Raw genomic sequence first — 22,666 nt, 5'->3', positions numbered from 1 at the left:
GCTCCGGCACACAAACTGTTCCGGGGCCGGCTGATAAAAAGCGCTGTATAGCAAAAAGAGCTTAATGCAATGCCCCCGTAAGCTGAACAGGCTTTACGGGGGCTTTTTTATGAAGCTTAAATACAAAGATAGAGCCGGAATGTACAGACTTCGGGTAAGTTTCCCAGATATACAATCTGATAAAAACTCCTCGGTTTAGGTACCATTGTACTTACCACCAGATTTTCGGGATCTGTTTAATGGATATAGCCGGGAAAACAGCATTATTCAGGATGCCTTTTGAGAATTGCTGCGAGCCGGAGTATCTGAGAGAACCCCGTCTCACAGGAAAAACAAGTCTGGATGCGTTATTCTGATGCTTGATCCAGCTGGCTCTTTTCCATCACCGCACAGGTCTTTTTAAAGAATACTATGCCAAACTTCCGTATACTGTCGAAATCATCCTGAAACTCCTGATCATAATTATTTCTTTCAATCTGATCCAGAGCCTCTGCGCATTCCTTTTTACGGACGGAAGCTTTTGAGTTCCCGCTTATTTTGAATTCCATGATAACGGCTGCGCTGATGCTGTTATTCATAATTGCCAGATCAAAGTAGCCGTTTCCGCTTTCACGATTGGATTTGAGTTCCTTCGGCGATCCTGCGGTTATGCCCAGTACCCCGGTAATAAAGCCATGGTAAAAGTCTTCTTTTCCGGTGTCACGCACGCTGATAAAGGATTGCAGCATCTTGTTTATGATTGCTGATACCCTCGTGGCATTTCCGTCAAACAAACTTTCGCGGAGATCCCGGGACCTTCTGCCCCATTCCGGATTGTTTTCGCTGAACAGTGTCTTCACCTCTTCTCTGAAAAGCACTCAAGAACCTCCTTGTTCGGAATTTTCACCACCACTCGGTATTGTTCCGAGGGAACCATATCCTTTGCCACCGTAAAATAACCGGTGTGCAGCATCATAGTGGTGAAGGTATCAAAATCAGTATCTGAGGTAATGTCCGGATAGGAGGTGAATTCCCGGAGGGCAATTTCTTCTGTTTTACCTTCCAGAAGATTCTGAAAGCGTTCGACATCCTTCTCCCGGGGATGCCTCAAGCAGATTTCTATAATGTTATTGCCGCTGGAATTTACCCAGTAGTTTTCCGGCAGGAATGTGGCTGGATTGTTTTCAGGACGGAGAGCACGGGACATGAATTTTATAACGCTCCACGGGCACAGCATGCTGTTTCCTGCAAAGTTATAGCCGTCATACCATTCAAGAACATCAGGAAGGCGGTTTTCCATGCCGCTCTGTCTGAGAAGCTTTATAGTTTCGTCCCTGGTAAGCCCGATAAATTTGGAATACGAAGTATCATTAATGCCGAATTCGTCAAAGTTGTTAATGTCTGTGAAGATGCTCTGATGGGCGATGCCGGAGGCAGCCGGTAACAAAGCCCATTTCCATGTTGCTGTCGTTTGTTTTAAGGGATTTTGGGTTATCAGCTTTTCAAAGTCTTCAACTCCGACTTTAAAATTCCGGTATGTCAGTAATTCCGTCATATCCTGTTCCTTGCGAAATCATCTTCAAATGATTTGGGCATACCGCAGCAGGCTGAGTCATTTTATCAAGCGACTGCATTACTTGTTCTTTTTCATGTATTTTTTCGGCAGTCTTGCACATCCCCTCGGGAATACCGGAATCCCCGTGGCAAATAATGCGGGAGAAGGAAGGATTTTTTGTTTTCGGGCTTAAACTCTGTGCTTTTTGACAGATCGAAATCGGGGCTTATTTTCCGGAAATACAGTGAATCCGGGAACATCCTGAGGATCATTCGTTACGGATTATGCTGATGGCGATCATGCCCGTTTACGGTACGGTGAAACCTTGCATGGGAAAGGTAACTGTAAAACTGTGCAGATCTGTGCAAATAATGGTTATGGAGTGAAAACAGGCGGGGAAATCATCTAACGGAGTTGAAAACGAAAACATGATTCTCATTGCCAACCGCCAAAAACACAAAACTATGAGCTGACAGAAAAATGTCAGTTCAGCTCTTGCAGCACTTTCTGCTGTATTTGCTAATGACGAAACAGACTCTTGGTTCAACCGTGGCGAACTGCCTTTCAGTGTATGTTCATCAACGGATACAGATGATACGGAATCGGTAGAAATGGATGAGACTCCATTCTCTGAAGAACCGATTATTGATGCATTGACAACGGCAATTCAGGACAGTCAAAAAGCTGCTGCATAAATACATGCTAAAGAGCTGCAGCAGCTAATATGAAACATCTCGTTATTTTTCGCCTGAAGCGCTTCCCCTCTCGTCAGGAGGCACCAGACCGGCCAGAACCAGCCCTTCTCTGGTATACGCTCCGGGAAAATTTTCTTCCTGGGACATCTCAGTCAGAAAAATGCTGATACAGGCATTAACAAACAGATCAACGGGAATCTCGTCACGAAGGTAGCTTCTTAAAGCCTTCAGCATGCGGTTTTTTCCGGTAAGGCACTCTTCGGGGAAAAACTCGTAATCCATATAGGTGAAGGTATAATCCCAGTACAGCATTCCCCGGTTATCCAGGAAATAACCGTCAATTCTCATATCCGAACAGTCGCAGCCTTTATACCCGGCCTTCAGATTTCCCTGGGAATCCGTGCTGATAATAACCAGAGGCGCAGCACTCTCCTCAGTATCGGGATACGAACTTACCTCCCTGACGATATCCCCCTTTTTGAAAGGTACCGGAAAACAGAACCAGAGGGACTGCAGCACATCCGTTAAATCAACCGCCTCACTGTCCGGAGGATTGTACTTCACGGAATTATCACGGGGGGAAATGCTATCAAGTGAAAGCGGCTCCAGATTTCGGGCAGCATCAAGAAGCAGGGTTTCCGCCCCGGGCTTCTCAGTTATCTTTTTTGTGATCCTTACCGAGGTTACCCGGTATTCCGGATCCGCGTCGCTGTTAATTTCGCCTATCTCCTGTCGTACCGCTTCAAGACAGGCGGAATAGCCTGAGTAAAACGGAGTCAGGTCACTGCTATTCCATTTATAGCGTCCCTGCCTGATTTGAAAGGTAAAGACAGCTCCGGGGCTTTCAGCACAAAATTCAGAAAATCTTCTCTTTTCATTCTCGATACCCTTTTTCAGGATATCATGCAAAAAATACCGCTCTCCGAAGTGTCTGAAATGCGGGGACTCCAGTTCCGCATCCGGCATGGTATCTATGATATCCTGCCAGGCCGCATGGCGTTCCCTGATTGTAAGTGTGCGGCATTGAAAAACCAGCCAGGCCGCTTCCGGAGATGAAAACTGATAATCAATCTCCTTAAGGTAATTGCGGACATCCTTTGAATTTATAAAGCTGTATATGTCATTATTATTCATGGAGAGATTCCCTGTAATTATCTGTACGCAATGCCCGAAATGACAAAACTCTGTAATCTGCCGGATATATCAGCTATGACTGACCGGAATCAGAAAGAATCTCTGCTGACTGTACGGAGCCCCGTACTATGCCGGATCCCCCATTCTGAATAGCCGGAATACCACCTGCCCGGCCCGGCCCTCACGGTAAGGCGTCAGGAAGGACGGTATCCGGATAGCAGATTCCGATTCCTGCTCCACATACACAAAGCCGTCCTTCCTGACGACTCCGGGAAGAAGAGCAAACACCTCCTCCAGAATCCCCTTCCGGAAGGGAGGATCCAGAAATATGATATCAAAGGGCTCGCCGCGATAGGAACCGAGCCAGGACAGCGCCTCCCCCCCGATAATCTCCGGAGAAGTCCCGGCCTCCCCGGTGTCTGAGGCAAGAAGCGCGGCATTCTTTTTCAGACTGAGACAGACCTGGCGGTCCATTTCCAGCATTACCACTCTCGCAGCCCCCCGGGACCAGGCTTCAAACCCAAGACTGCCGCTTCCGGAAAAGAGATCCAGGCAGGAGGTTCCGGCAATCTGAAACATAAGCCAGTTAAACAGGGTTTCCTTCACACGGTCAGTGGTAGGCCTGAGCCCTTCACTGTCCAGTACCGGAAGCCGGCGTCCCCGGAAACGTCCTCCGATAATCCGGACCATGCCGGTTCCCCGTCCGGATTTGCCGCTGTTTCCCGGTTTGCCCGCCCTGGCAGGATTATCCCCGAAACTCCGTCCCGGAGCAGACCTGTGATTTTTTGTCATTGTTGCTGTCCTTTCATTTTTCATGCCGTAGGTCCGGATAACCAGCCTCCCCGCCGCCTCCTTTCGCATGTCTGCCCGGAACCGGTTTTCCAGGACAGTACCGCAGTGTTATGAGGCAAAGAACTTGTCATAGTACCCCAAAGTAAACACCACAACGATTATCATGGGAATGACATATCTGAAATACGGTCTCAACCAGGCCGGGAGCCGGAGTCCTGTGCCGGTATTCATTTCCTTCAGAAAACGGTCAAAGCCCCAGCCGAAGGACACAAAAAGAGCAAAACCGAGAGAGCCCAGGGGGAGAATATTGTAGGATTCAATAAAATCCTCAAAATCCAGAATTCCCCACCCCATGATGGTAATATCCGACCAGAGATTAAAACCGAGTCCGCAGGGAACGGCCGCCAGAAAAAGCAGCAAGGTGTTTATCACCACCGAACTCTTCCTGGTGCTCCCGAAAAAGTCGTTGAAATTTGCCAGCGCATTTTCAAAAACCGTAATTACCGTAGTAATGGCCGCAAAGAACATAAACACAAAGAACACCGTGCCCAGAATCATTCCGTACTCCATGCGGCTGAATACCGACAGCATGGTATTAAACAGCAGTGAAGGTCCCGCATCGGGCTTAAGGCCCATGCTGATACAGGCCGGGAAAATAATAAGACCGGCCATGAGTGCCACAAAAGTGTCGGTACCGGCAATCCACAGGGATTCCCCCAGAATGGAACGCTTCTTGTCAATGTAGCTCCCGAATACCAGAAGACAGCCCTGGCCGACACTGAGAGTGAAAAATGCCTGATTGAGGGCATCCCAGACCACATTGATAATTCCGGCCTCCATCATTTTGCCGAAATCGGGGTAAAGGTAATATTTTACGCCCTCCATGGCTCCGGGAAGCGTGAGGCTGTAAACCGCCATGCCGGCCAGAAGAAACAGGAGTGCCAGCAGCATGGGCTTTACCACCCGCTCCACCCCGTTTTTGATGCCGAAGAAGCATACCAGGCCACTCATTGCAATCACTGCGGCACAGAACCCCAGGGACAGATCCGGAGAACTGATAAGAGAGCTGAAGGACTCCCCGGGAGCTATGCTGCTTTGTGCCTCCTGAGCCGGAACAACTCCCGTCAGCGCTGCCAGAAAGCTCCAGAGGTAATAAAGAAGCCAGCCCGTGATCACTGCGTAATAGGACAGGAGAACATACGGGCCCAGAGCCATCAGGTATTTCAGAAGATGCCATCTGCTCCCGGAAGGCTCCAGTTCCTCAAAAGCCCTGGTCACACTTCTCCGGGAAGCCCTGCCGATAGCCAGCTCCATGGAGAGACAGGGGATGCCCAGCAGTACCAGGCAGAGAAGATAAATAAGAACAAAGGCCGCCCCGCCGTTATGTCCGGCAATATACGGAAAACGCCAGACATTTCCGAGACCGATGGCACAGCCCGCCGATATCATAATAAATCCCAGCCGGGAAGAGATGATTCCCCGGGCCGGACTCGGGTGATCCTTTAATTCAGTTGTCATTTATGAGCTCCACTTGGAAATAACGCCCGCATAGCCGGTAATAAGTATCAGCACAATAATAAACGGCAGAAAAATCCGGAAATACCCGGAGGTCCAGGCCGGCAGCCTCAGACCGGCTCCGGTGTTGACCTCCTTCCGGAAATTGTGAAATCCCCATCCCGCAGCGGCAAACAGCGTCATAAACAGGGCCCCGCAGGGCAGAATGTTGGTACTGACGATAAAGTCCCAGAGATCCAGAAAATTACTCCGGCCTCCCAGAGGATGAATATCGTTATAAATGTTGAATCCGAAAATCACCGGCAGCGCCAGAACCGTAATCAGAAGGGTATTCAGCAAAGCTCCCGGAATTCTCCGGATCCCGAAAAGATCCCGTACTGCCGCCATATTGCCCTCAAACACCGTAGCCACGGTGGTAAATGCCGCAACAAACATGAAAAAGAAGAACAGCACTCCGGCAGTCTGTCCGTGCTCCATCCCCGAAAACACATTGATCATCGTAATAAAAAGAAGATCCGGTCCGCTGTCCGGCCTTAGGCCGTAGCTGAAGCAGGCCGGAAAAATAATAAGCCCGGCCAGAAACGCCACCATAAAGTCCAGACCGACAATATAAAGCGATTCGTTCACAAGAGAGTGCTCCTTGGAGGCATAGCTCCCGAAAACCAGAAGCGACCCCTGTCCCACGCTCAGCGTGAAAAAAGCCTGGGTAAGCGCTTCAGTAAGCACCCGGGGAACCCCGGCATTCCGAAACCGGTCCAGATCCGGATAAAGGTAGTAGCGCACCCCTTCCATGGCACCGGGAAGCGTCAGACAATAGGCTGCCAGTGCTATCATCATAAAGAGGAGGAGCAGCATAAGAGGCTTCGTAACCGCCTCCAGGCCCTTCTCTACCCGGCGGAGCGCGATAATTCCGGCAGCTGCGATAACAGCCAGTGTTGCCGTAAGCATGGCTGCCGGATTCCCGAGAAAGCTCTCAAACATTTTCAGGCTGGCGGCTCCGGCCTCTGCCTGACTGGCATAATGCTGGCTTCCAAAGTCCCCGCCTATGAAATAGCAGAGATAGTACAAAAGCCATCCGGTAAGAACGGTATAAAAACCAAGAAGAATATAGGGACCGAAAATCAGTACATACCGTGAAAGATGCCACCAGCTTCCGGGAGGTTCAGCAGCTTCATAGGCCCGGGTAATGGATTTTCCGGTAGCCCGGCCCAAAGACATCTCCAGCATAACCGCCGGAACCCCCACCAGAATCAGGCAGAGAATATAGACTGCTACAAAAATGCCGCCGCCATTCTCACCGGCAACATAGGGAAAGCGCCAGACATTTCCGAGGCCGATAGCACACCCTGCAGACAGCAGAATCAAGCCCAGCCGGGACTTTAGTTTCTCAGCCCCCTGGTGCTGACCGGCTTCTGTATCCATCCCGATATCCCTCAGATTTTCATTCATAACAGCAAAAACTCCTGACAGGAAAAATTATCCGTGTTTTTGACGCCGCCGCTATTTTACCTGAAATTGCTCCCGCGCGCCGGATCAAAATCTCCGGGAGAACATAACAAATGACTGCTTAATGATTCAAAGGACGAAAGAGATGAGAAGAAGAAAGAAAAAGAAGAAAGAAATAAAGCGAGATGAGGTAAGCAGAACGAGAACTGCCAGTATGATAACAGACGGTACCGGCACCTCTGCTGCTGTATCCGGGAAACAGCAGATCCCGGGCCGGAAACCGCCGGACTTTTTTTGAAAACAAAGTCCCCTGTCAGCCAGAAAATTACTGTAAAAGAGTTCTGGCCAGAACCCTGGCATGCTCCAGAGCTTCTCTTTCAATACGGTTCCGATCATCCTCCGTGCTCATTCCCGGAATGAAAAGCATCCCGTAAGAAGCCACATAATCGGTAACCTTCATGCCGCAGTTACGGGCCGTAAGCCTAAGCGGCAGCAGAATTTCTCTCAGCGTTGCGGTCTGGGAGCCGTCATGGCGGTAGGCGGTTTCAGGACCACCGGTGGTAACGGAAAGCACCATCCTTTTTCCCCGCAGCCGGTCCCCCTTTGAGCCATAGGCAAATCCGTGCAGCCAGACCCTGTCAATCCAGTTCTTCATAAGACCGGGAACGGAATACCAGTGCAGCGGGAAGGCCAGAACGATGATATCGGCACCGGCCAGAGCCTCCTGCTCGGCAGCCACGTCAAACTGTTCGTCAGGATAAAGCACTCCCAGCTCCCGGACATTAGCGGCAGGAACGAGCTCCTTTACGTTCCTGAGAATAAGCCTGTTTGCCAGCGAAGTGGCAGGATCCGGATGTCCGGAAACAATAAGAATCTGAGGCATGGCAGTCTCCTGTTAATCAAAAATATGCCGGCCCAAAATCACCGGCTTCAGAAATCAAGATTAGCACAGAAACCCGCGATCCTCCCGTAAAGCTGTATAATCCCGTCATTATTGCCGGGAGTGATCACAAACATTAAAAAAACTGCTCCCTAACTCCTGAAAAATCCAGCTCCGGAGGAAATTCCGGCTCCGTATCCGGCAGCTATAGCCGGATCATCCGCTCCGGAAATCAGGATCTTCACATCATTAAAACCGCAATTTTTGAAACAAAATCTCTCTAAAACGCTAATTTCAAATTAAAATAGAGAAAACGGAGCAGTTCCGACAGCAAACTCCCCCGCGATTTACTGCTTACGGCCTTCCCCTGCCGAAACAGACTGCAACAATAACATGCTGAGCTTTCAGAGCGGGGAGAATAAGGAGAATTTATGTCTGAAGATCCTGCGCTGGACCGCAACAACTGGCCGGACGAAATGAAAAGCCTCTTCACGCCATTGGAAGAGAAGCTTAAAGCCTATCTCCCCCCTGAACAGATTCAGGAGGTGGCGGAGGCTTATGCCTATTCCTACAGAGCCCACAGCGGACAGACCCGTTCCAGCGGGGAGCCGTACATCACCCACCCGCTGGCCGTAACCGCCATTCTTGCCGACATGCATCTGGACGTAGAGGCGCTCATGGCCTCCCTGCTTCACGACGTGATTGAAGATACCCGGGTCACCCAGAACGATATCAAACGTATTTTCAACGACACAGTGGCCGACCTGGTTAACGGCGTCACCAAAATGGAAAAAATCCGGTTCAGCGACTACAAGGAGGCCCAGGTCGCAAACATTCAGAAGATGCTCCTGGCCATGACCAACGACACCCGGGTCATTCTCATCAAGCTGGCGGACCGCACCCACAACATGCAGACTATCGGCGCTCTCCGGCCGGACAAGCGGATGCGCATTGCCCGGGAGACTCTGGATATTTATGCCCCTATTGCCTACCGGCTGGGCATAAGCAAAATGAAAAACGAGCTTCAGGATCTCTGTTTCCGTGCCATATACCCCTACAGATACCGGGTACTGGAGGCCACAGTGGCTCAGGGGCAGAAAAACCGGATGGACACCTATAACGAGCTTATGGAATCCATGCGATCCTGCTTTCGCAAAATCGGCATCCGTTTTCAGGTAAAAGTCCGCGAGAAGTGTCTGGCTACCATCTATCACAAAATGAAAACCGATCACCTGCGGCTGCACACCCTGCTCAGCGTATTCAGCTTCCTGGTAATTGTGGATTCCGTAGACAGCTGCTACCGGGCACTGGGGCAGGTACACGCCCTCTTCAAGCCCAAGCAGGGGTATTTCAAGGACTATATTGCGCTCCCGAAAATGAACGGCTATCAGGGCCTTCATACCACTGTTATGGGAAGTGACGGCCAGGAGCTAGAAATTCATATCAGAACCGAGTATATGGACATGATGGCCAAACAGGGGGTTGCCGCCCACTGGGTTTACAAGCTCCGCAAAAACGGCGGCATGGGGAACGGCTCTGAAACCACGATGTATGCCAACCGCTGGATGCAGAGTCTCAAGGATCTCATGAACAACACCTCCTCGTCCTTTGATTTTCTGGAAAACGTCAAGGCCAACCTTTTTCCGGAAGAAATCTACGTTTTTGACGGCAGCAGCAAGGTGCTGGAGCTGCCCAAGGGTGCTACCCCGGTGGATTTCGCCTATGCCATAAGCGCCGATCTCGGCAATCGCTGCCGGGCGGCCGAGGTTGACCACAAGCCCTTTCCTCTGGATCACTCCCTGTCCTCGGGCCAGCAGGTGCACATCATTGCCAGCGAAACTCCCTTCGCCCAGCCCCGCTGGCTGGACTCCGTGGTTACACTGAAAGCCCGGCAGGCCATCAAGGACTTTCTGCAGGGCATTAACGCCGCCAGTTCCGAGGAGCACGGCAGAAAGCTCCTGCAGCTGGCCATGGGAGACATACCGCTCGACAGCATTGATTCCGAAAACATTGCCCGGGTACTCCGGACTATCCATATTGACAGTCTGAACACCCTCTTCCGCAAAATTACCATGGGGGAATCCAACGCCGTCCTGGTAGCCCGCGCCCTTCTGGGAGAGCGCAGCGGCTCGGTATCCGAAGGAGATACCGGTAGCGGCATTATCTCCAACATCGAGGGCGTCAAGCACGAATTCGCCTCCTGCTGCTTCCCGCTGCCCGGAGACCGGATCACCGGAATATACGACGGCGACAAGGGCCTGCTCATGGTTCACCGCACTTCATGCCCGTCCATTGCCGAAGCCGAAAAAAATCCCTCCTGCAGCTGCCTCTCGCTGTCATGGAACAAGAATTATCAGGGACATGCGTTTTTCAAGACCGCCCTGCATATTCAGTACATCACAAGACCGGCCATTCTCGGTGAAATCGTAAGCCTGGTCAGCATGACAGGAGCGGAGATCCTGTCCATAACCCAGACGGATTACCGGGAGGAAAGCGACCACAGTCTGGACATTCTGATAGAGATCAAGAATCAGAGCCATCTGGAAACGGTGATCTCCACTCTGATTAAAATTAACGGCATTAAGGATGTTTCGAGAAGGAAGAGAGTTCCGGAAAGCAGACAGGGCTGAGACATATCTCTTTTGTAAAAAGCGCCGGAAAGTTGCATCATTTCAGTGTTAGTTACGGACGCGGCTTCATGAAAACGGAATACCAGCCTCTCCTGCTTCCCTTATCCTATGCCAGATGTGCGAGACTGCGGAGAATCCGCTCCGCATCCGTAAGAATCAGAACCTGCCTGATCAATAGTTATTTCTTCATTTCCTTGATCTCACCAACCTGCACATCGATGCAAGACATCTCCGGCAGGCACACCGGGAGCGGCGAATCTATGCGAAACAAATTTTTCCGCCTCACAATCACTATTACTTCATTGACGAATTCTCTAAAAAAAATAAAAATAGCGGATGACTGACGGATAATGTTGGGCTTCTACAGGGAAACAGGCAGTAACTCAGATACAGGATATAGCCTTATGACAGATTCAGCGAAAATACCTCAGAATATCGATTCTGGAATTGGCAGACTCAGAGCCGACAGCTTCAGAGTGGCTTCCTTTGGCGAAGGCTTCATGTGGTGCTGGCATGCCCTGCTGAGCCTGAAAACCAGCCTGTTCTGGGCTGTTCTTCTGATAATCATAATCTCGGTTGGCGTCTCCTCCGCTCTCCCGGTTCCCGGACTGACCACCCTGATCACATTTGTATTTTCGGGCATTGCCGCCTCATATGCTCTCCAATACGGATTCAGAAAAGGCCTTACCCCGGCTTTTCCTGATACCGTGAAGGCACTTAAAACCAACTTCTGGAACATGCTTTTTCTGACACTGTGGGATATTGTCATCTGGCTGGCCCTGGTATCCGGAAGCCTGGTGCTTATTCTGCTGTTCTTCGGATCCGGAACTTTTGAAATTCTGAGTCAGCTCTGGACAATGCTGGAAGCCTCAGCAAATGAAGCGGGATTTTCCTTAACCAGCATTGCCGGCAATAACGAGGTGCAGAAGATTCCCCAGGCCTGCCTCATCTTCGTCCACAAACTGCTCGCGGATGCGGCCCTTGTTAAAACCCTGCTGTTCTACGGGATAATTTATTTCCTGGCGGGCTCCCTGGTGGCACTCATCATGTACTCTCTGGAATTTTTCAGTGTTCCCCTGGTAATGTGCTCCGGAATGCCGGCTCTCCGGGCGCTATGGGAAAGTTTCAAGGCCTTCAGTCTCAATATCATGAGCATCACCGGCATGTGCGCAGGATATCTTGTGATATGGCTCATCTTCAACAGCGTCTGGCTGTTTCTGGGCTTCATCGCCCCGCCTCTCATGACGTTTTCGATATTCGGAATGGGCTTTACCACCCTCTTTGTCGGCATATTCCATATTCTCATCCGGGTAAATGCCACGAAAGACGTGTTCTGGTACCGCTCCTTTGAAGAAAGCCTGCCGCTTTACAAGGAGGAAAACAGCAGAAACCATAAAGGACCGCAGATTGCCACTGCCGATTTTCCGGAAACAAAGGAACTGCCCCGGGATCCGGAGTAACCAGATCCGAAAACAGCCCTGGTCAGGGTGAAATAGACTACTGCGGCCTCCGCCCCGGCTCCCGGTTATCGTGCTGTATCCGGCAGAATCCCGGGGACTGGACATTCCGACTGCTGACCGGCACCTGTCTCAGCAGTGCTTCGCCGCCTTTCCCGGCCTCTGACGCCGGGAATATTCATAACGGATCCGCGGAGCTGTCTTCCCTGCCCTCCTCTCATGCGCCAATGCTGATTTTTACCGATTGCGACTGTCCTCCTGCACGATCATTAAGGCTTTTCCGCCACTCTGAAAAGGAGCGCATTTTCATGACATGATTTGAATCTGCTCTGAAAGCATTCCGGAGAAAACACTCCCTGATGACTCCGTTCTAGGGCACTACCTTTTTTCCGAAAATCTCCCATCTCTGGCTTAAAACTCAAGCCAGTTCACTAAAATAGGGTATCAAAGGAAACAGCAGGAAACTTTTGATATACAATGAACCGAATATCTGATAGCAAAGTAACAAAGAAGCAAGCAGTACCGGATTCGCAAATGAAGACTTTTTCTCTTTCAGTCCTTGCGGCAGCAATAGCCGTGATGCTGGCCCCGGCGGTCATGGCTGACGAAATCGAGGCGCAGCAGAAGATTATCAATGAATGCGTAAAAGACGGCATCCAGGAAAATGTCTGCACGGAATCCCTGAAGGATCCCAAACTTCAGATCTTTATTGGCGGACAGTACTTCAACGGCACCAAAAAGGTTACCCCCGACTACACCAAGGCACTGTCGTGGTTTCGCATGGCCGGCAATAACCCGGTGGCGGAATACAATATCGGACTCATCTACGAACTGGGCGGTCACGGAGTTATGGCCGACACCCATACTGCCATAGCTCATTACACCAACGCTGCAGCAGGATTGCACCCCGGAGCCATGTACAAACTGGGCCGCATCTACAGCAACGGCAACAAAATGGAGATAGATCTCGTCAAGGCCGGAGAATATTTTCGGGAGTCTCATGATCTGGGCTACCCCTACGGCAGCTACGGACTGGCGCTTTGGTACGTTAATACCATGCCGGAGAGCTACTGGACCCGGCCTGACATGTGCCAGAAGGTTAAGGATCTCCTTCAGAAGGCAGAGGACGGCAATGTTCCGGAGGCTTTCACTCTGGACGGTGTGCTCCATGAAAGAGGAATTCTCTGTACTGAAAAAAACGAGCAGCGTGCCATTGAATTATATAACCAGGCTTCCTACGAAGGAGATTACGAGGCTCAGGGGATGAGTGCCCGGCTGCTTATCAGGCAGGGAAATTTCGATGAGGCCTTCAGAATGCTGAATGCTTCAGTAAATGACGAAAACAACAACTATGCCATGTGCGTACTGGCGGATCTCTATGCCAACCGGGCCGCCGGCAGCCGGTACAGTCCGGAGAAGGCCCACGAATATTTTAAGAGCGCCGCCGACAACAACGCCCCCTGCGGTCTTTTCCATATCGGACTGGAGTATTTTCAGGCCACACCTCCCGACTACGACAAAGCTCTGGAATACTTTGTCAGGGCACATGAATTCGGCAGTGCCGACGCGGAATATTATCTGGGCCTGATGTACAGCCGGGGCATTGGAGTACCCGAAAACTCCTCCAAGGCCATCCGCTATCTTCAGAATGCCAATCTGGCCGGCAATATCAGCGCACAGAACGCCCTGGGAGAAATGCTCCTTAACGGCGACGGTCTCAAGCAGAATTACAAAAGAGCCTTCAACTTTATCAGCAAGAGCGCTCTCGCCGGACTTCCCGAAGCCATGGTAAGTCTGGGCCGGATCTATGCCAAGGGACTGGGGCAGCCTCAGGATCTGGCCATGGCCCGGGAATGGTATCTCAAAGGCCATGAAGCCGGAGGTCTGGACGTGCTGCCGTATATCGGGGAACTGGATGTGCTGGAAGGGAATTACCAGCAGGCCCTCGAAAACTTCACAGAATCGGAAAAGACCCCGAATCCCGAAGCCGAATACTGGCTGGGACATATGTATGAAAACGGACTGGGCGTAGACCGAAACTATGGCGAGGCTCAGAAATACTATGAGCTTTCCATAAAGAACGGCGGTGTCCGGGCACTGGCAGCCCTGGGAAAAATGTACCGGGACGGCAAAACCGGCAAAACCGAACCGGAAAAGGCCTTCGAGCTTTTCACCAAAGCCGCGGCACTGAAGGATCCGGAAGCAATCTTCAATATCGCCCGGGCTTATGAAAACGGCAGCGGAGTCACCGCTGACAGCCAGAAAGCCTACAGACACTTTTCCGATGCCGCCAAGCGCGGTCATCCCGAAGCCATGTACTACGTCGGCCGGTACCTGGAGGAAGGCGTATTCACCAATGCCAATATTCAGGAAGCCGTAAAATACTATAAGCTGGCAGCAGAGCACCATGTTCCGGAAGCGGAGATGGCCATGGGCCGCTGCTATGAAAAGGGGCTTGGTGTCGCCAGATCACTTCCAAAGTCCTATGAAAGCTATCTGAGTGCCGCTGCCCACGGCAATCGCGAAGCCATGAGAATCACCGGAGACAACCTGATAAACGGCAACGGCACTGAAAAGGATCCCTACACTGCCTACCAGTGGTATCAGAAGGCTGCGGATCTTGACGATCCCTATTCCGCCACAGTTGCGGCTGCAATCTACACCAGCGGCTATACGGATCCCCGAAACCCGGAACGGATCATTGCCGCCAATCCCGATAAGGCACGGAAATATCTGAAGAAAGGGATTAACCAGAATTTCCCGGATGCCCAGGCGTTTCTGGCAAAATGCTACCTTGACGGCAGGCTGACCGGAAAGGATCCCAAGAAGGCCTATGACCTGTTCCTGAAGGCAGCGGCCGGAAATCCTCCGTTCCCAGGCAATCAGGAGTCTCTTTATTATCTCGGATATATGACCGAGTACGGTATCGGCGTTACTCAGAACTTCATCAGTGCCGTAACCTGGTACGAACAGGCGGTGCAGCTGCATAACCATGATGCCGAACTGGCTCTGGGACTGCTGTATCTCAACGCCACCCCCAGTTCCGGCATCACTCAGGACAGAAGTCTGGGCATGAGGCTTATCAGAGATGCGGCCAACGGCGGCAACATGGAAGCCGCAAAAGTACTGGAACAGCTGGAAAAATAAATTAACTCCGGAGAGACGGGAGCTTCCGGCCATTCTCCGGGAGCGGTTTTGTTCCGGAAAAGGTTACTCCGCATCCCCGGGCAGAGAGCATCATGTCCTTTTTCATCAGATATATCAGAAACGATCTTGAAGGGATCTACACCGCTGAACTGCTCCGCGGCTGTCTCAGCATGCTTCTGGCAGTGATTTTTAACGAACTCGCGGCTCCGAATCCCGCCAATGCCTACATTCTTATCGTGGGACTGTACGGCCTCAGATCCCTTTACGGCGCCACACTCCTCCGCAGACTCGGAAATATCCTGCTAAGCCTGCTGCTCCTCACAGGGACTCTGGCTGTTTCCCTGTATTTCGGTCAGGAAAAGCTGTATCTCCCTCAGCTGGTTTTCTGCATCACGCTCTGTACAGGAACGGTCTGGGCCCTCCGGAAAGCCCCGGGGTTTTCCGGAACCATCATGTTCATGAGCGTTTTCTCCGTAGTAAACTTCGGCATGGGCCTTATTGACCACGAACACGAGATCCTGTTCCCGGAGCTTTTCAGATCCGCCCTGCTCGGAAGCACAGCGGTATTTCTCGCCGTACTTCTGATTCCCGCAGTAAAAATCCACTGGTGCGCAGTTATCAACCTCTGCTTTTATCATGACCTCCGGGAATTCGCCAGGACAATGACGGAGCTCGGAGAGCTTAATACGTTTTCGGAAATTGACGGAAAAGCCAAGAACCGGCTTCTCATGCTGCAGAGCTCACTGTTCAACATCACCTCGTATGTTAACGATCCCCTGCGTAAAAACCGCTATCTCAGACTCCTGAACTCTCTTATGCTCATCACCTACTGGCCTCACGGTGCCGGAGCCTCAGAGGAGCACAAAAAGCGCATTACCGGCATCAGAAAAGGCTTTTTTGAGAAGCTTCTCGGCGTTCTTTCCGCCAGAAATCCTGAGCGCCTCAGAGTTCTTCTAAAGGAGCTGGATAACTTTAAAAACGAAATCTCCTGCCTGCCCCGGGATCCCTTCTGCGGCGGAGAAATGACCTCTGAGACCGCTGCGGCAATCCGGGAAATTGCCGTTCTTATGAAGGAGAAAATCGGACATGACTGACAGCATAAGACCGGATACCGTAAAGCGCATCCGAAAAAAACGGGACAGTCTTCTCCTAAGACAGATGCTATCCATGGGGCTCTCCATGCTGACGGCCGAAATCGTGTCCATGCTTTATCCCGTGGATCAGAGCTTCTGGATTGCCCTGACAACCTTCTGCGTCTGTCTCTATATCAGCACCCCCCTTACCGCCCTGAGACGCACAGCACACAGAATTCTGGGCAGCATCTACGGGGTTATTATCGCCGGCATCGCCTGCCTGTGTTTTCCGGAAACCGCCGGACTGCTGACCTTTCTGGTACTGTTTTCCGGTCTTACCCTCTGGAGCCGGGCCTTTATGAGCCTCTACTGGCTGTTTGTGTCCTTTATGACTGCTTCGGTAATCATGCTCCTGGCCCTGCTGATGCGGCACACCTCCCTGACTCCTGACTACCTGATTACAGAAAGGGTGGCCTTTACCATTCTGGGGGCGGCAATATCCCTCATCATTAGCTCGCTGGTCATGCCGGCCACAGAAAGACTGGACATGCTGCGCACCTACCGGCACTACCTCACCATGTTCTACCTGGAATACCGCATCTGTGTTTTCCGGCTGACAGAAACCGGCAGGAACGATTCCGGAATTAATCCCCGGGATATCTTTAAAAGCAGCCGTACCTATCAGGAAAAACTTCCGGTATGGCGATATGCCCTGCTATTCAATGTATTTATCTACAGGAGCTTTGTACGTTTCCTGCACCGCATTCATAAAATGAGGCTGATGAACCGGGTGCTTCTGACCAGCATTTCCACCCTCCCCCCGGAGGCCCTCCCGGATCCGGAAACAAAAGAACTGCTTTCACATAACAGAACCGAAACCAAGAAGGTGATCCTCAGTCTTATCCGGCTGAACCGCGATGCCGCCTCCAGCCATCTCGCCAGACTGGCGGAAATCAACAGTCTTCTGGAGAAACGTCTTCTCGGCCAGAAAGGAGTCAGTGCCACCATTATGCTTACCCTGCGGGAACTGGAAAGTGATCTCTCCCATCTGGCAGGCGGGGCCGTTCAGATGTACCTGACGTACAAAAACGGCAGCCGGGACTGAATTCCAGGAATTATACGCGCTGCTAAAACGACAACCGTCATACCGGGGCTTCACGACAGCCCGAAACAGATCCGGAAAAATAAGGGGATTTTCGGATCTGCAGTTTCCCTGATAAGATCCAGAAGCTCATCATCCGTATTAGGATTCACGATCCCCCGTCCCGAACAGCGAAATCACGCTTAAGGCAGAGAATAGCCGGCGGCCATATAAAGGCCGTACCACTCCTCCCGGGTCAGCTGTACCTGGGTGGCCCTGAGAAGATCGCCGAAATGACCGGGATTAACCGTCCCCAGAATAACCTGCAGTCTCCGGTCAAGTCTGAGATTCCAGGCTGCAGCCACGGCCGCTTTCGATACCCCGTATTTTCCGGCAAGCTCTGCCAGCCTGGCATTCAGGGGCCCGTAGCCAGGATTATCGATAAAGGTACCCTGAAAGGTGCCGAACTGCAGCGGACTCCATGTCTGGATACGGATATCGTTGAGGCGGCAGTAGTCAAGAACCCCCTGAGATCTGCTGAGGCCATTCGGGGAATAGGTATTGGTCTCCAGTCCCTCCGAAACCATCGGGGCAAAGGCCAGACTGAGCTGCAGCTGGTTATAGCCGATTTTGCGGTCAAGATAATGTCCGAGATACTCAATCTGCACCGGGTTGAAATTTGAGACCCCGAACTCCCGCACCCTGCCGGAATCGTAGAGTTCCCGGAAGGCTGCCGCTATTTCCTCCGGCTCCCAGAGAACATCAGGGCGGTGTATAAGAAGCACGTCCAGATAGCCGCAGCCGAGACGTTTCAGAATGCCATCAGTAGCATTGATAAGGTACTCTGAAGAACAGTCGTAGGCGATACCAGGTCTGATACCGCATTTGGACTGAATGATAAGCTCCTCCCGGGGATGACCGCGAGTTTTCAGCCATTCCCCGAAAACAGATTCCGAAGCACCGTTGCCATAGATATCCGCATGATCAAACCACCGGACCCCGGAATCCCACGCATAGTCCAAAAAATGCATCGCCTCTTCACGACCGCGCCCTGAAAGACGCATCATGCCGGAAATTATTCTTTGAGAATCTGCGGTATCTGAAACGTTAATCATGATTGTTAAGCCCCTGTTATCCTGTTGTACTCACCACATGTATCAGGATAGCAGGAATGCCGAAAATGACAAACAGATAAAGAGTTTTCAGAATATTCTCAGGATATAAAAAAGCCCGCACCTCCGGGAATACTACCCCTGAAGATGCAGGCCATGCTGTCAGAGCCGGGAGCGGAATCCCGGCCAGGATGTGACGTGTCTTAGCCTCCCAGAGCAACCATGCAGCTTATCATGAACTGCGGGCTCAGAATACGCAGGAACATGGTTAGCGGATACACGGTGGCATAGCTCAGGGCCGAAGCTTCGGAATTCTTGTAAAGACCGTTGGCAAAGGCCAGAGCCGGAGGGTCGGTCATGGAACCGGCCATCATGCCGCACATCTGGAGATAGTTAACATGAGCCACCTTGTAGGCCAGAACACCGGCAATGAAAATAGGTATGAAGGTTACAAATACACCCATCCCCATCCAGGTAAGGCCGTCGCCATGCAGAAGGTCGTCAAAGAAGCCATTGGCACCGGATCTGAAGCCGACTATCGCCAGGAACAGCACAATACCGATTTCGCGGAGGGCGCTGTTTCCAGCTGCCGGCATAAACCAGTTCATTCTGTTGAAGGTGATGGTATGGCCGTAGCAGGAGAGCAGAATCGCTACCACAAGAGGACCGCCTGCCAGACCCAGCTTAAGGGGGGCTGTAAGTCCCGGAATCGGAAGAGAGAAGCAGCCCAGACACATGCCGAGAGCCAGACCGACAAATATCGGAAGCATCTTGACCTTTGAGAGAGCTGCGGCACTGTTGCCGACAATCTTGATAACCTCTTCAATGGACTCCGGACGGCCAACGAGATTCAGCTGGTCACCGAAGTTGAGAACCGTTCCTCTGTGAGGAATAAAGCCAACACCAGTACGGATAATGCGGGAAATTACCACCTCGTGCCGGGACTTGAGATCCAGCTCTTCAAGAGTTTTTCCGAATACCTTTTCGTTGGTAACCACTACCTTCTTAACTTCAAATTCGGTTCCCTTGGTACTGAGCGATACCTTGATGCTTTCGCCGATATTTTCGGAGGCCTTCAAAAGCTTGTCGCCATCACCCACCAGGTGAAGGATATCCCCCTCCTGGAGAACCTCGTCAGCCTTGGGCACCATAAGCACGTTGCTTCTCTTGAGACGGGAGCAGAGCACGGTGTCATTCTGAAGAGCCAGCACCTCACCGAGTTTCTTTCCGAAATACTGCGGATTCTTGAGAACCACATTCTGGGTATTGAGAGCCTTGTGGCTGCTCTTCTTCATAAGATCGTAACGCTCGCCTTCCTTGTTTACATCGATGCGGAAGATCATTCTGATGATAAACATGGTCATAATGATGCCAAGAACACCGAACGGATATGCCATGGCATAGGCCTTGGGAACATTGGCGGAAACGAGACCGCGGGCATCAATCTCGGCCCCGGTGAAGGATGAAACCATGCTGTCCAGCATCTGCTGCCCGGCACCGAGAGCAGGAGTATTGGTAACGGCTCCGGAATAAATACCGATTACATGATCGATGCGCATCCCGAAAAACAGACAGTAGCAGGTAGCGATGACAGAACCCAGAAGTACAATCAGAACTGCGAAGCTGTTAAGCTTGAGCCCGTTACCCTTCATGCTGGCAAAAAATCCCGGACCTACCTGAACGCCGATGGTGTATACAAAAAGAATCAGGCCAAACTCCTGCATGTAATGCAGAATATCATTGAAGGCCACAAACTTGGCATAGCTCTGGACCACTTTCGGATCTGAAGATTGCGCCGCACTGGACAGAGCAACGGCCGAAGGGATCCACCCCATGTACGAAGCCAGCCATCCTACAAAAATACCACCGAAGAGCACGCCACCGATGCCGATGCCGACCCCGCGAATTCTTATATCTCCAAGCAGTATGCCGACTATCGATACCAAGGAAATTAGCACCGTAATCACAGCTATGGTACTGCTGAAATCAAAGAGTCCCATAAACAAGATCCGAGATAAAAAAAACAAAGAACAAAACCAGGAACCAGACGACAGCCGAAACATTTTGGATAAACAAAAAAAGTCCCGTACTCTCTGATCGCGCGTATTTTACATTTTTTTTGAGCAAATTAAAACTTTTTGCAAAAAATCCTTTGTGTCCAAAAACCGGGACTCCAGCAGGTAAAAAAACACCTCTGCACCATCAGAATGCATGTCATTCCGCCTATGCTCCGGAGTAACCCGCCTCATCCGCCGGAATTCTCAGAAGAAAGATACAAAACTGAAGATAAGCAAACATATTTGACGCTTCAGTACCCGATAAAGTAAGGTATAATCTACAGGTTATTTTCTTCTGTTCTATTCTGGGTCACTATAGTTGTATGCAAAATGCTGTAAACAATTCTTCGGGATTTGTGCCGGCAATGAGGGCGCTGTTCCATAACTTCATGGGAGATGCCCCAATCTGGTACAAGCGGTTTATTCTGCTGTGTCTCGTTCTGAATCCGGTGCTGTTTGCCATAAGCCCTTTTCTGTCGGGCTGGTGTCTTGTCGGCGAGTTTATTTTCACCCTGGCCATGGCTCTCAAATGCTATCCGCTGATTCCTGGCGGTGTTCTGGCCATAGAGGCTGTGGCTATCGGAATGACCGATACCGGCACCATCTATCATGAAATCGAGGGAAATCTTGAAGTTATTCTCCTCCTGATGTTCATGGTGGCGGGTATTCATTTTGTGAAAAAGCTCCTGCTTCTGGTATTCACCCAGCTCCTGATAAAGGTACGCTCAAAGGTGATACTGTCCCTGATTTTCTGCTTCATGGCCGCATTTCTCTCTGCCTTCCTCGACGCCCTGACTGTGCTGGCGGTAATAATCACGGTCTGCTCCGGCTTCTATGCCGTATATCACGAGGTTATTGCCGGCGCCGGCTCCAAGCTCACTGACAACGATAAGTTTGCCGGCCCTGACCGTGAAGATCTGGACAACTTCAGAGCCTTCCTGAGATCCCTTCTCATGCACGCCGGTGTCGGTACCGCTCTTGGCGGAATCTGCACCATTGTGGGAGAACCTCAGAATCTTATCATCGGCCATATCGCCGGCTGGCACTTCTCGGAATTCGCGCTTCGGGTAATGCCGGTTTCCGCTCCGGTTTTTGTCCTGGGCCTAATTACCTGCTGGGCCGTGGAAACCTTTAAGATCTTTGACTTCGGAGTCACACTTCCGGAAAAGGTCTTCAAAATTCTCAAGGAATCCAGCGATCGTCAGGTAAAAGCCTACTCAAAGGAGGCCCGGGTATCCCTGATCATGCAGGCTCTGGTCTGCTGCTGGCTGATTACCGGTCTCGCCTACCATCTGGCAGTCCCCGGGCTTATCGGTCTTTCCGTAATCGTTCTGGCCACTGCCTTTACCGGTGTCAACAAGGAACACGAAATCGGCAATGCCTTTACCGAAAACATGCCTTTCACCACGCTGCTCTGTGTGTTCTTTGCCGTGGTAGCAGTTATCAACAGTCTGGGACTTTTTGACCCGATTATTCATGCTGTGCTGTCCGTATCTCCGGAAAACCAGCTGCCGCTCTTCTACATTGCCAACGGATTGCTCTCCATGGTTTCCGACAATGTATTCGTGGCCACGGTGTATATCAATCAGGTAGCTCAGGCTCTGGCCTGCGGCAAGATCGATGCCGAACAGTTCAACCATCTGGCAATCGCCATCAATGCCGGTACCAATCTGCCTTCAGTGGCAACCCCCAACGGCCAGGCAGCCTTCCTGTTCCTGCTGACCTCTGCCCTGGCTCCGCTGATCCGTCTTTCCTATGTAAGAATGATGTGGATGGCTCTGCCGTACACTCTGGTTATGGGTATTGCCGGCTTTTTCTGCACCTGGCTGGTACTTCCTGCAGTGACCGACTGGTTCATCAGCATGGGATGGGTTGAGCACACTGTTCCCGAAGGACTGGCTCAGTGTCTTGCTCCGGTTCCTGTGAAATAGCAGGCTAGCAGTCCGTCGTTGCGGAACTGTCCTGCAACGACGCTTCCGACAGGAAACGCAGTTCTAGGGACTGCGTTTTTTTATCCTTAAAAGCGGCAAATACCGGCAAAAATCTGTCCTGATGAGAGCTTATACGGAGATGATACCGGGAAATATGTGCGGCCGATCCGTCTCTCAGGCAT

General features: G+C 51.3%; 15 protein-coding genes. 6 read left to right on the top strand and 9 right to left on the bottom strand.

The window, feature by feature from the left end:
- Positions 1-347: 347 nt before the first annotated feature.
- From F557_RS0107520 to F557_RS0107480, 7 genes are all read right to left on the bottom strand, one after another.
- On the bottom strand, positions 348-857 hold the full coding sequence (locus F557_RS0107520; protein ID WP_019001626.1) for a PD-(D/E)XK nuclease domain-containing protein: 510 nt from the start codon (positions 855-857) through the stop codon (positions 348-350).
- Positions 836-1,534, bottom strand: a complete 699-nt coding sequence (locus F557_RS0107515; RefSeq protein ID WP_026297810.1) for a P-loop NTPase family protein — start codon at positions 1,532-1,534, stop codon at positions 836-838. The genes F557_RS0107520 and F557_RS0107515 overlap by 22 nt, the downstream gene beginning before the upstream one ends.
- A 737-nt stretch (positions 1,535-2,271) precedes the next feature.
- Entirely contained in the window at positions 2,272-3,363 is a 1,092-nt protein-coding gene (locus tag F557_RS0107505; RefSeq protein ID WP_019001625.1) for a hypothetical protein, read from the bottom strand.
- Positions 3,364-3,489: 126 nt separating this feature from the next.
- Complete coding sequence (gene rsmD, locus F557_RS0107500; protein ID WP_084761594.1) at positions 3,490-4,155, bottom strand: 16S rRNA (guanine(966)-N(2))-methyltransferase RsmD; 666 nt, start codon at positions 4,153-4,155, stop codon at positions 3,490-3,492.
- A 108-nt stretch (positions 4,156-4,263) separates the two neighbouring features.
- Positions 4,264-5,673, bottom strand: coding sequence for a sodium-dependent transporter (locus F557_RS0107495; protein WP_019001623.1), 1,410 nt, complete (start codon positions 5,671-5,673; stop codon positions 4,264-4,266).
- Entirely contained in the window at positions 5,674-7,119 is a 1,446-nt protein-coding gene (locus tag F557_RS0107490) for a sodium-dependent transporter (protein WP_019001622.1), read from the bottom strand.
- Between the two features lie 322 nt (positions 7,120-7,441).
- A complete protein-coding gene (locus F557_RS0107480; RefSeq protein WP_019001620.1) occupies positions 7,442-7,999 on the bottom strand; it encodes an NAD(P)H-dependent oxidoreductase in 558 nt (185 codons plus the stop codon).
- A 428-nt stretch (positions 8,000-8,427) separates the two neighbouring features.
- Here F557_RS0107480 and F557_RS0107465 point away from each other — a divergent pair, with 428 nt between their 5' ends.
- The 5 genes from F557_RS0107465 to F557_RS0107430 all read left to right on the top strand — a co-directional run bounded on the left by F557_RS0107465 (position 8,428) and on the right by F557_RS0107430 (position 17,408).
- The gene (locus tag F557_RS0107465) at positions 8,428-10,626 is read left to right on the top strand and encodes a RelA/SpoT family protein (RefSeq protein WP_019001618.1); all 2,199 of its coding nucleotides are present in this window, start codon (positions 8,428-8,430) and stop codon (positions 10,624-10,626) included.
- 404 nt (positions 10,627-11,030) lie between these two features.
- A complete protein-coding gene (locus F557_RS0107460) occupies positions 11,031-12,086 on the top strand; it encodes a hypothetical protein (protein ID WP_019001617.1) in 1,056 nt (351 codons plus the stop codon).
- A gap of 531 nt (positions 12,087-12,617) precedes the next feature.
- The gene (locus F557_RS0107445) at positions 12,618-15,230 is read left to right on the top strand and encodes an SEL1-like repeat protein (RefSeq protein ID WP_019001615.1); all 2,613 of its coding nucleotides are present in this window, start codon (positions 12,618-12,620) and stop codon (positions 15,228-15,230) included.
- Positions 15,231-15,322: 92 nt separating this feature from the next.
- On the top strand, positions 15,323-16,324 hold the full coding sequence (locus tag F557_RS0107435; RefSeq protein ID WP_019001613.1) for a hypothetical protein: 1,002 nt from the start codon (positions 15,323-15,325) through the stop codon (positions 16,322-16,324).
- Entirely contained in the window at positions 16,317-17,408 is a 1,092-nt protein-coding gene (locus tag F557_RS0107430; protein WP_019001612.1) for an FUSC family protein, read from the top strand. Before F557_RS0107435 ends, F557_RS0107430 begins: the two co-directional genes overlap by 8 nt.
- Before the next feature lie 179 nt (positions 17,409-17,587).
- On the opposite strand, the gene F557_RS0107420 is transcribed toward F557_RS0107430, so the two are convergent.
- Positions 17,588-18,499 carry an aldo/keto reductase gene (locus tag F557_RS0107420; protein ID WP_019001610.1) on the bottom strand — a complete coding sequence of 304 codons (912 nt, stop codon included), beginning with the start codon at positions 18,497-18,499 and terminating at the stop codon, positions 17,588-17,590.
- Positions 18,500-18,699: 200 nt separating this feature from the next.
- Positions 18,700-20,496, bottom strand: a complete 1,797-nt coding sequence (locus F557_RS0107410) for a putative transporter (RefSeq protein WP_044142688.1) — start codon at positions 20,494-20,496, stop codon at positions 18,700-18,702.
- Positions 20,497-20,876: 380 nt separating this feature from the next.
- On the opposite strand from F557_RS0107410, the gene nhaB reads away from it, so the two are divergent.
- On the top strand, positions 20,877-22,484 hold the full coding sequence (nhaB, locus tag F557_RS0107405; protein WP_019001606.1) for a sodium/proton antiporter NhaB: 1,608 nt from the start codon (positions 20,877-20,879) through the stop codon (positions 22,482-22,484).
- The last annotated feature ends 182 nt before the right edge of the window (positions 22,485-22,666 follow it).

It is taken from the genome of Succinimonas amylolytica DSM 2873 (assembly GCF_000378405.1).
Classification (GTDB): Bacteria; Pseudomonadota; Gammaproteobacteria; order Enterobacterales; family Succinivibrionaceae; genus Succinimonas; species Succinimonas amylolytica.
Note: the sequence above shows the minus strand (reverse complement) of the source record. Positions and strands in the feature narration are given on the sequence as shown.

What these genes read in the sequence shown, in the direction of transcription:
- F557_RS0107490 (WP_019001622.1), bottom strand. Translation starts at nt 7,119, where the DNA reads ATGAATGAAAATCTGAGGGATATCGGGATGGATACAGAAGCCGGTCAG.
- nhaB (WP_019001606.1), top strand. Translation starts at nt 20,877, where the DNA reads ATGCAAAATGCTGTAAACAATTCTTCGGGATTTGTGCCGGCAATGAGG.
- F557_RS0107495 (WP_019001623.1), bottom strand. Translation starts at nt 5,673, where the DNA reads ATGACAACTGAATTAAAGGATCACCCGAGTCCGGCCCGGGGAATCATC.
- F557_RS0107465 (WP_019001618.1), top strand. Translation starts at nt 8,428, where the DNA reads ATGTCTGAAGATCCTGCGCTGGACCGCAACAACTGGCCGGACGAAATG.
- F557_RS0107515 (WP_026297810.1), bottom strand. Translation starts at nt 1,534, where the DNA reads ATGACGGAATTACTGACATACCGGAATTTTAAAGTCGGAGTTGAAGAC.
- F557_RS0107430 (WP_019001612.1), top strand. Translation starts at nt 16,317, where the DNA reads ATGACTGACAGCATAAGACCGGATACCGTAAAGCGCATCCGAAAAAAA.
- F557_RS0107435 (WP_019001613.1), top strand. Translation starts at nt 15,323, where the DNA reads ATGTCCTTTTTCATCAGATATATCAGAAACGATCTTGAAGGGATCTAC.
- F557_RS0107480 (WP_019001620.1), bottom strand. Translation starts at nt 7,999, where the DNA reads ATGCCTCAGATTCTTATTGTTTCCGGACATCCGGATCCTGCCACTTCG.
- F557_RS0107460 (WP_019001617.1), top strand. Translation starts at nt 11,031, where the DNA reads ATGACAGATTCAGCGAAAATACCTCAGAATATCGATTCTGGAATTGGC.
- F557_RS0107420 (WP_019001610.1), bottom strand. Translation starts at nt 18,499, where the DNA reads ATGATTAACGTTTCAGATACCGCAGATTCTCAAAGAATAATTTCCGGC.
- F557_RS0107445 (WP_019001615.1), top strand. Translation starts at nt 12,618, where the DNA reads ATGAAGACTTTTTCTCTTTCAGTCCTTGCGGCAGCAATAGCCGTGATG.
- F557_RS0107505 (WP_019001625.1), bottom strand. Translation starts at nt 3,363, where the DNA reads ATGAATAATAATGACATATACAGCTTTATAAATTCAAAGGATGTCCGC.
- rsmD (WP_084761594.1), bottom strand. Translation starts at nt 4,155, where the DNA reads ATGACAAAAAATCACAGGTCTGCTCCGGGACGGAGTTTCGGGGATAAT.
- F557_RS0107410 (WP_044142688.1), bottom strand. Translation starts at nt 20,496, where the DNA reads ATGGGACTCTTTGATTTCAGCAGTACCATAGCTGTGATTACGGTGCTA.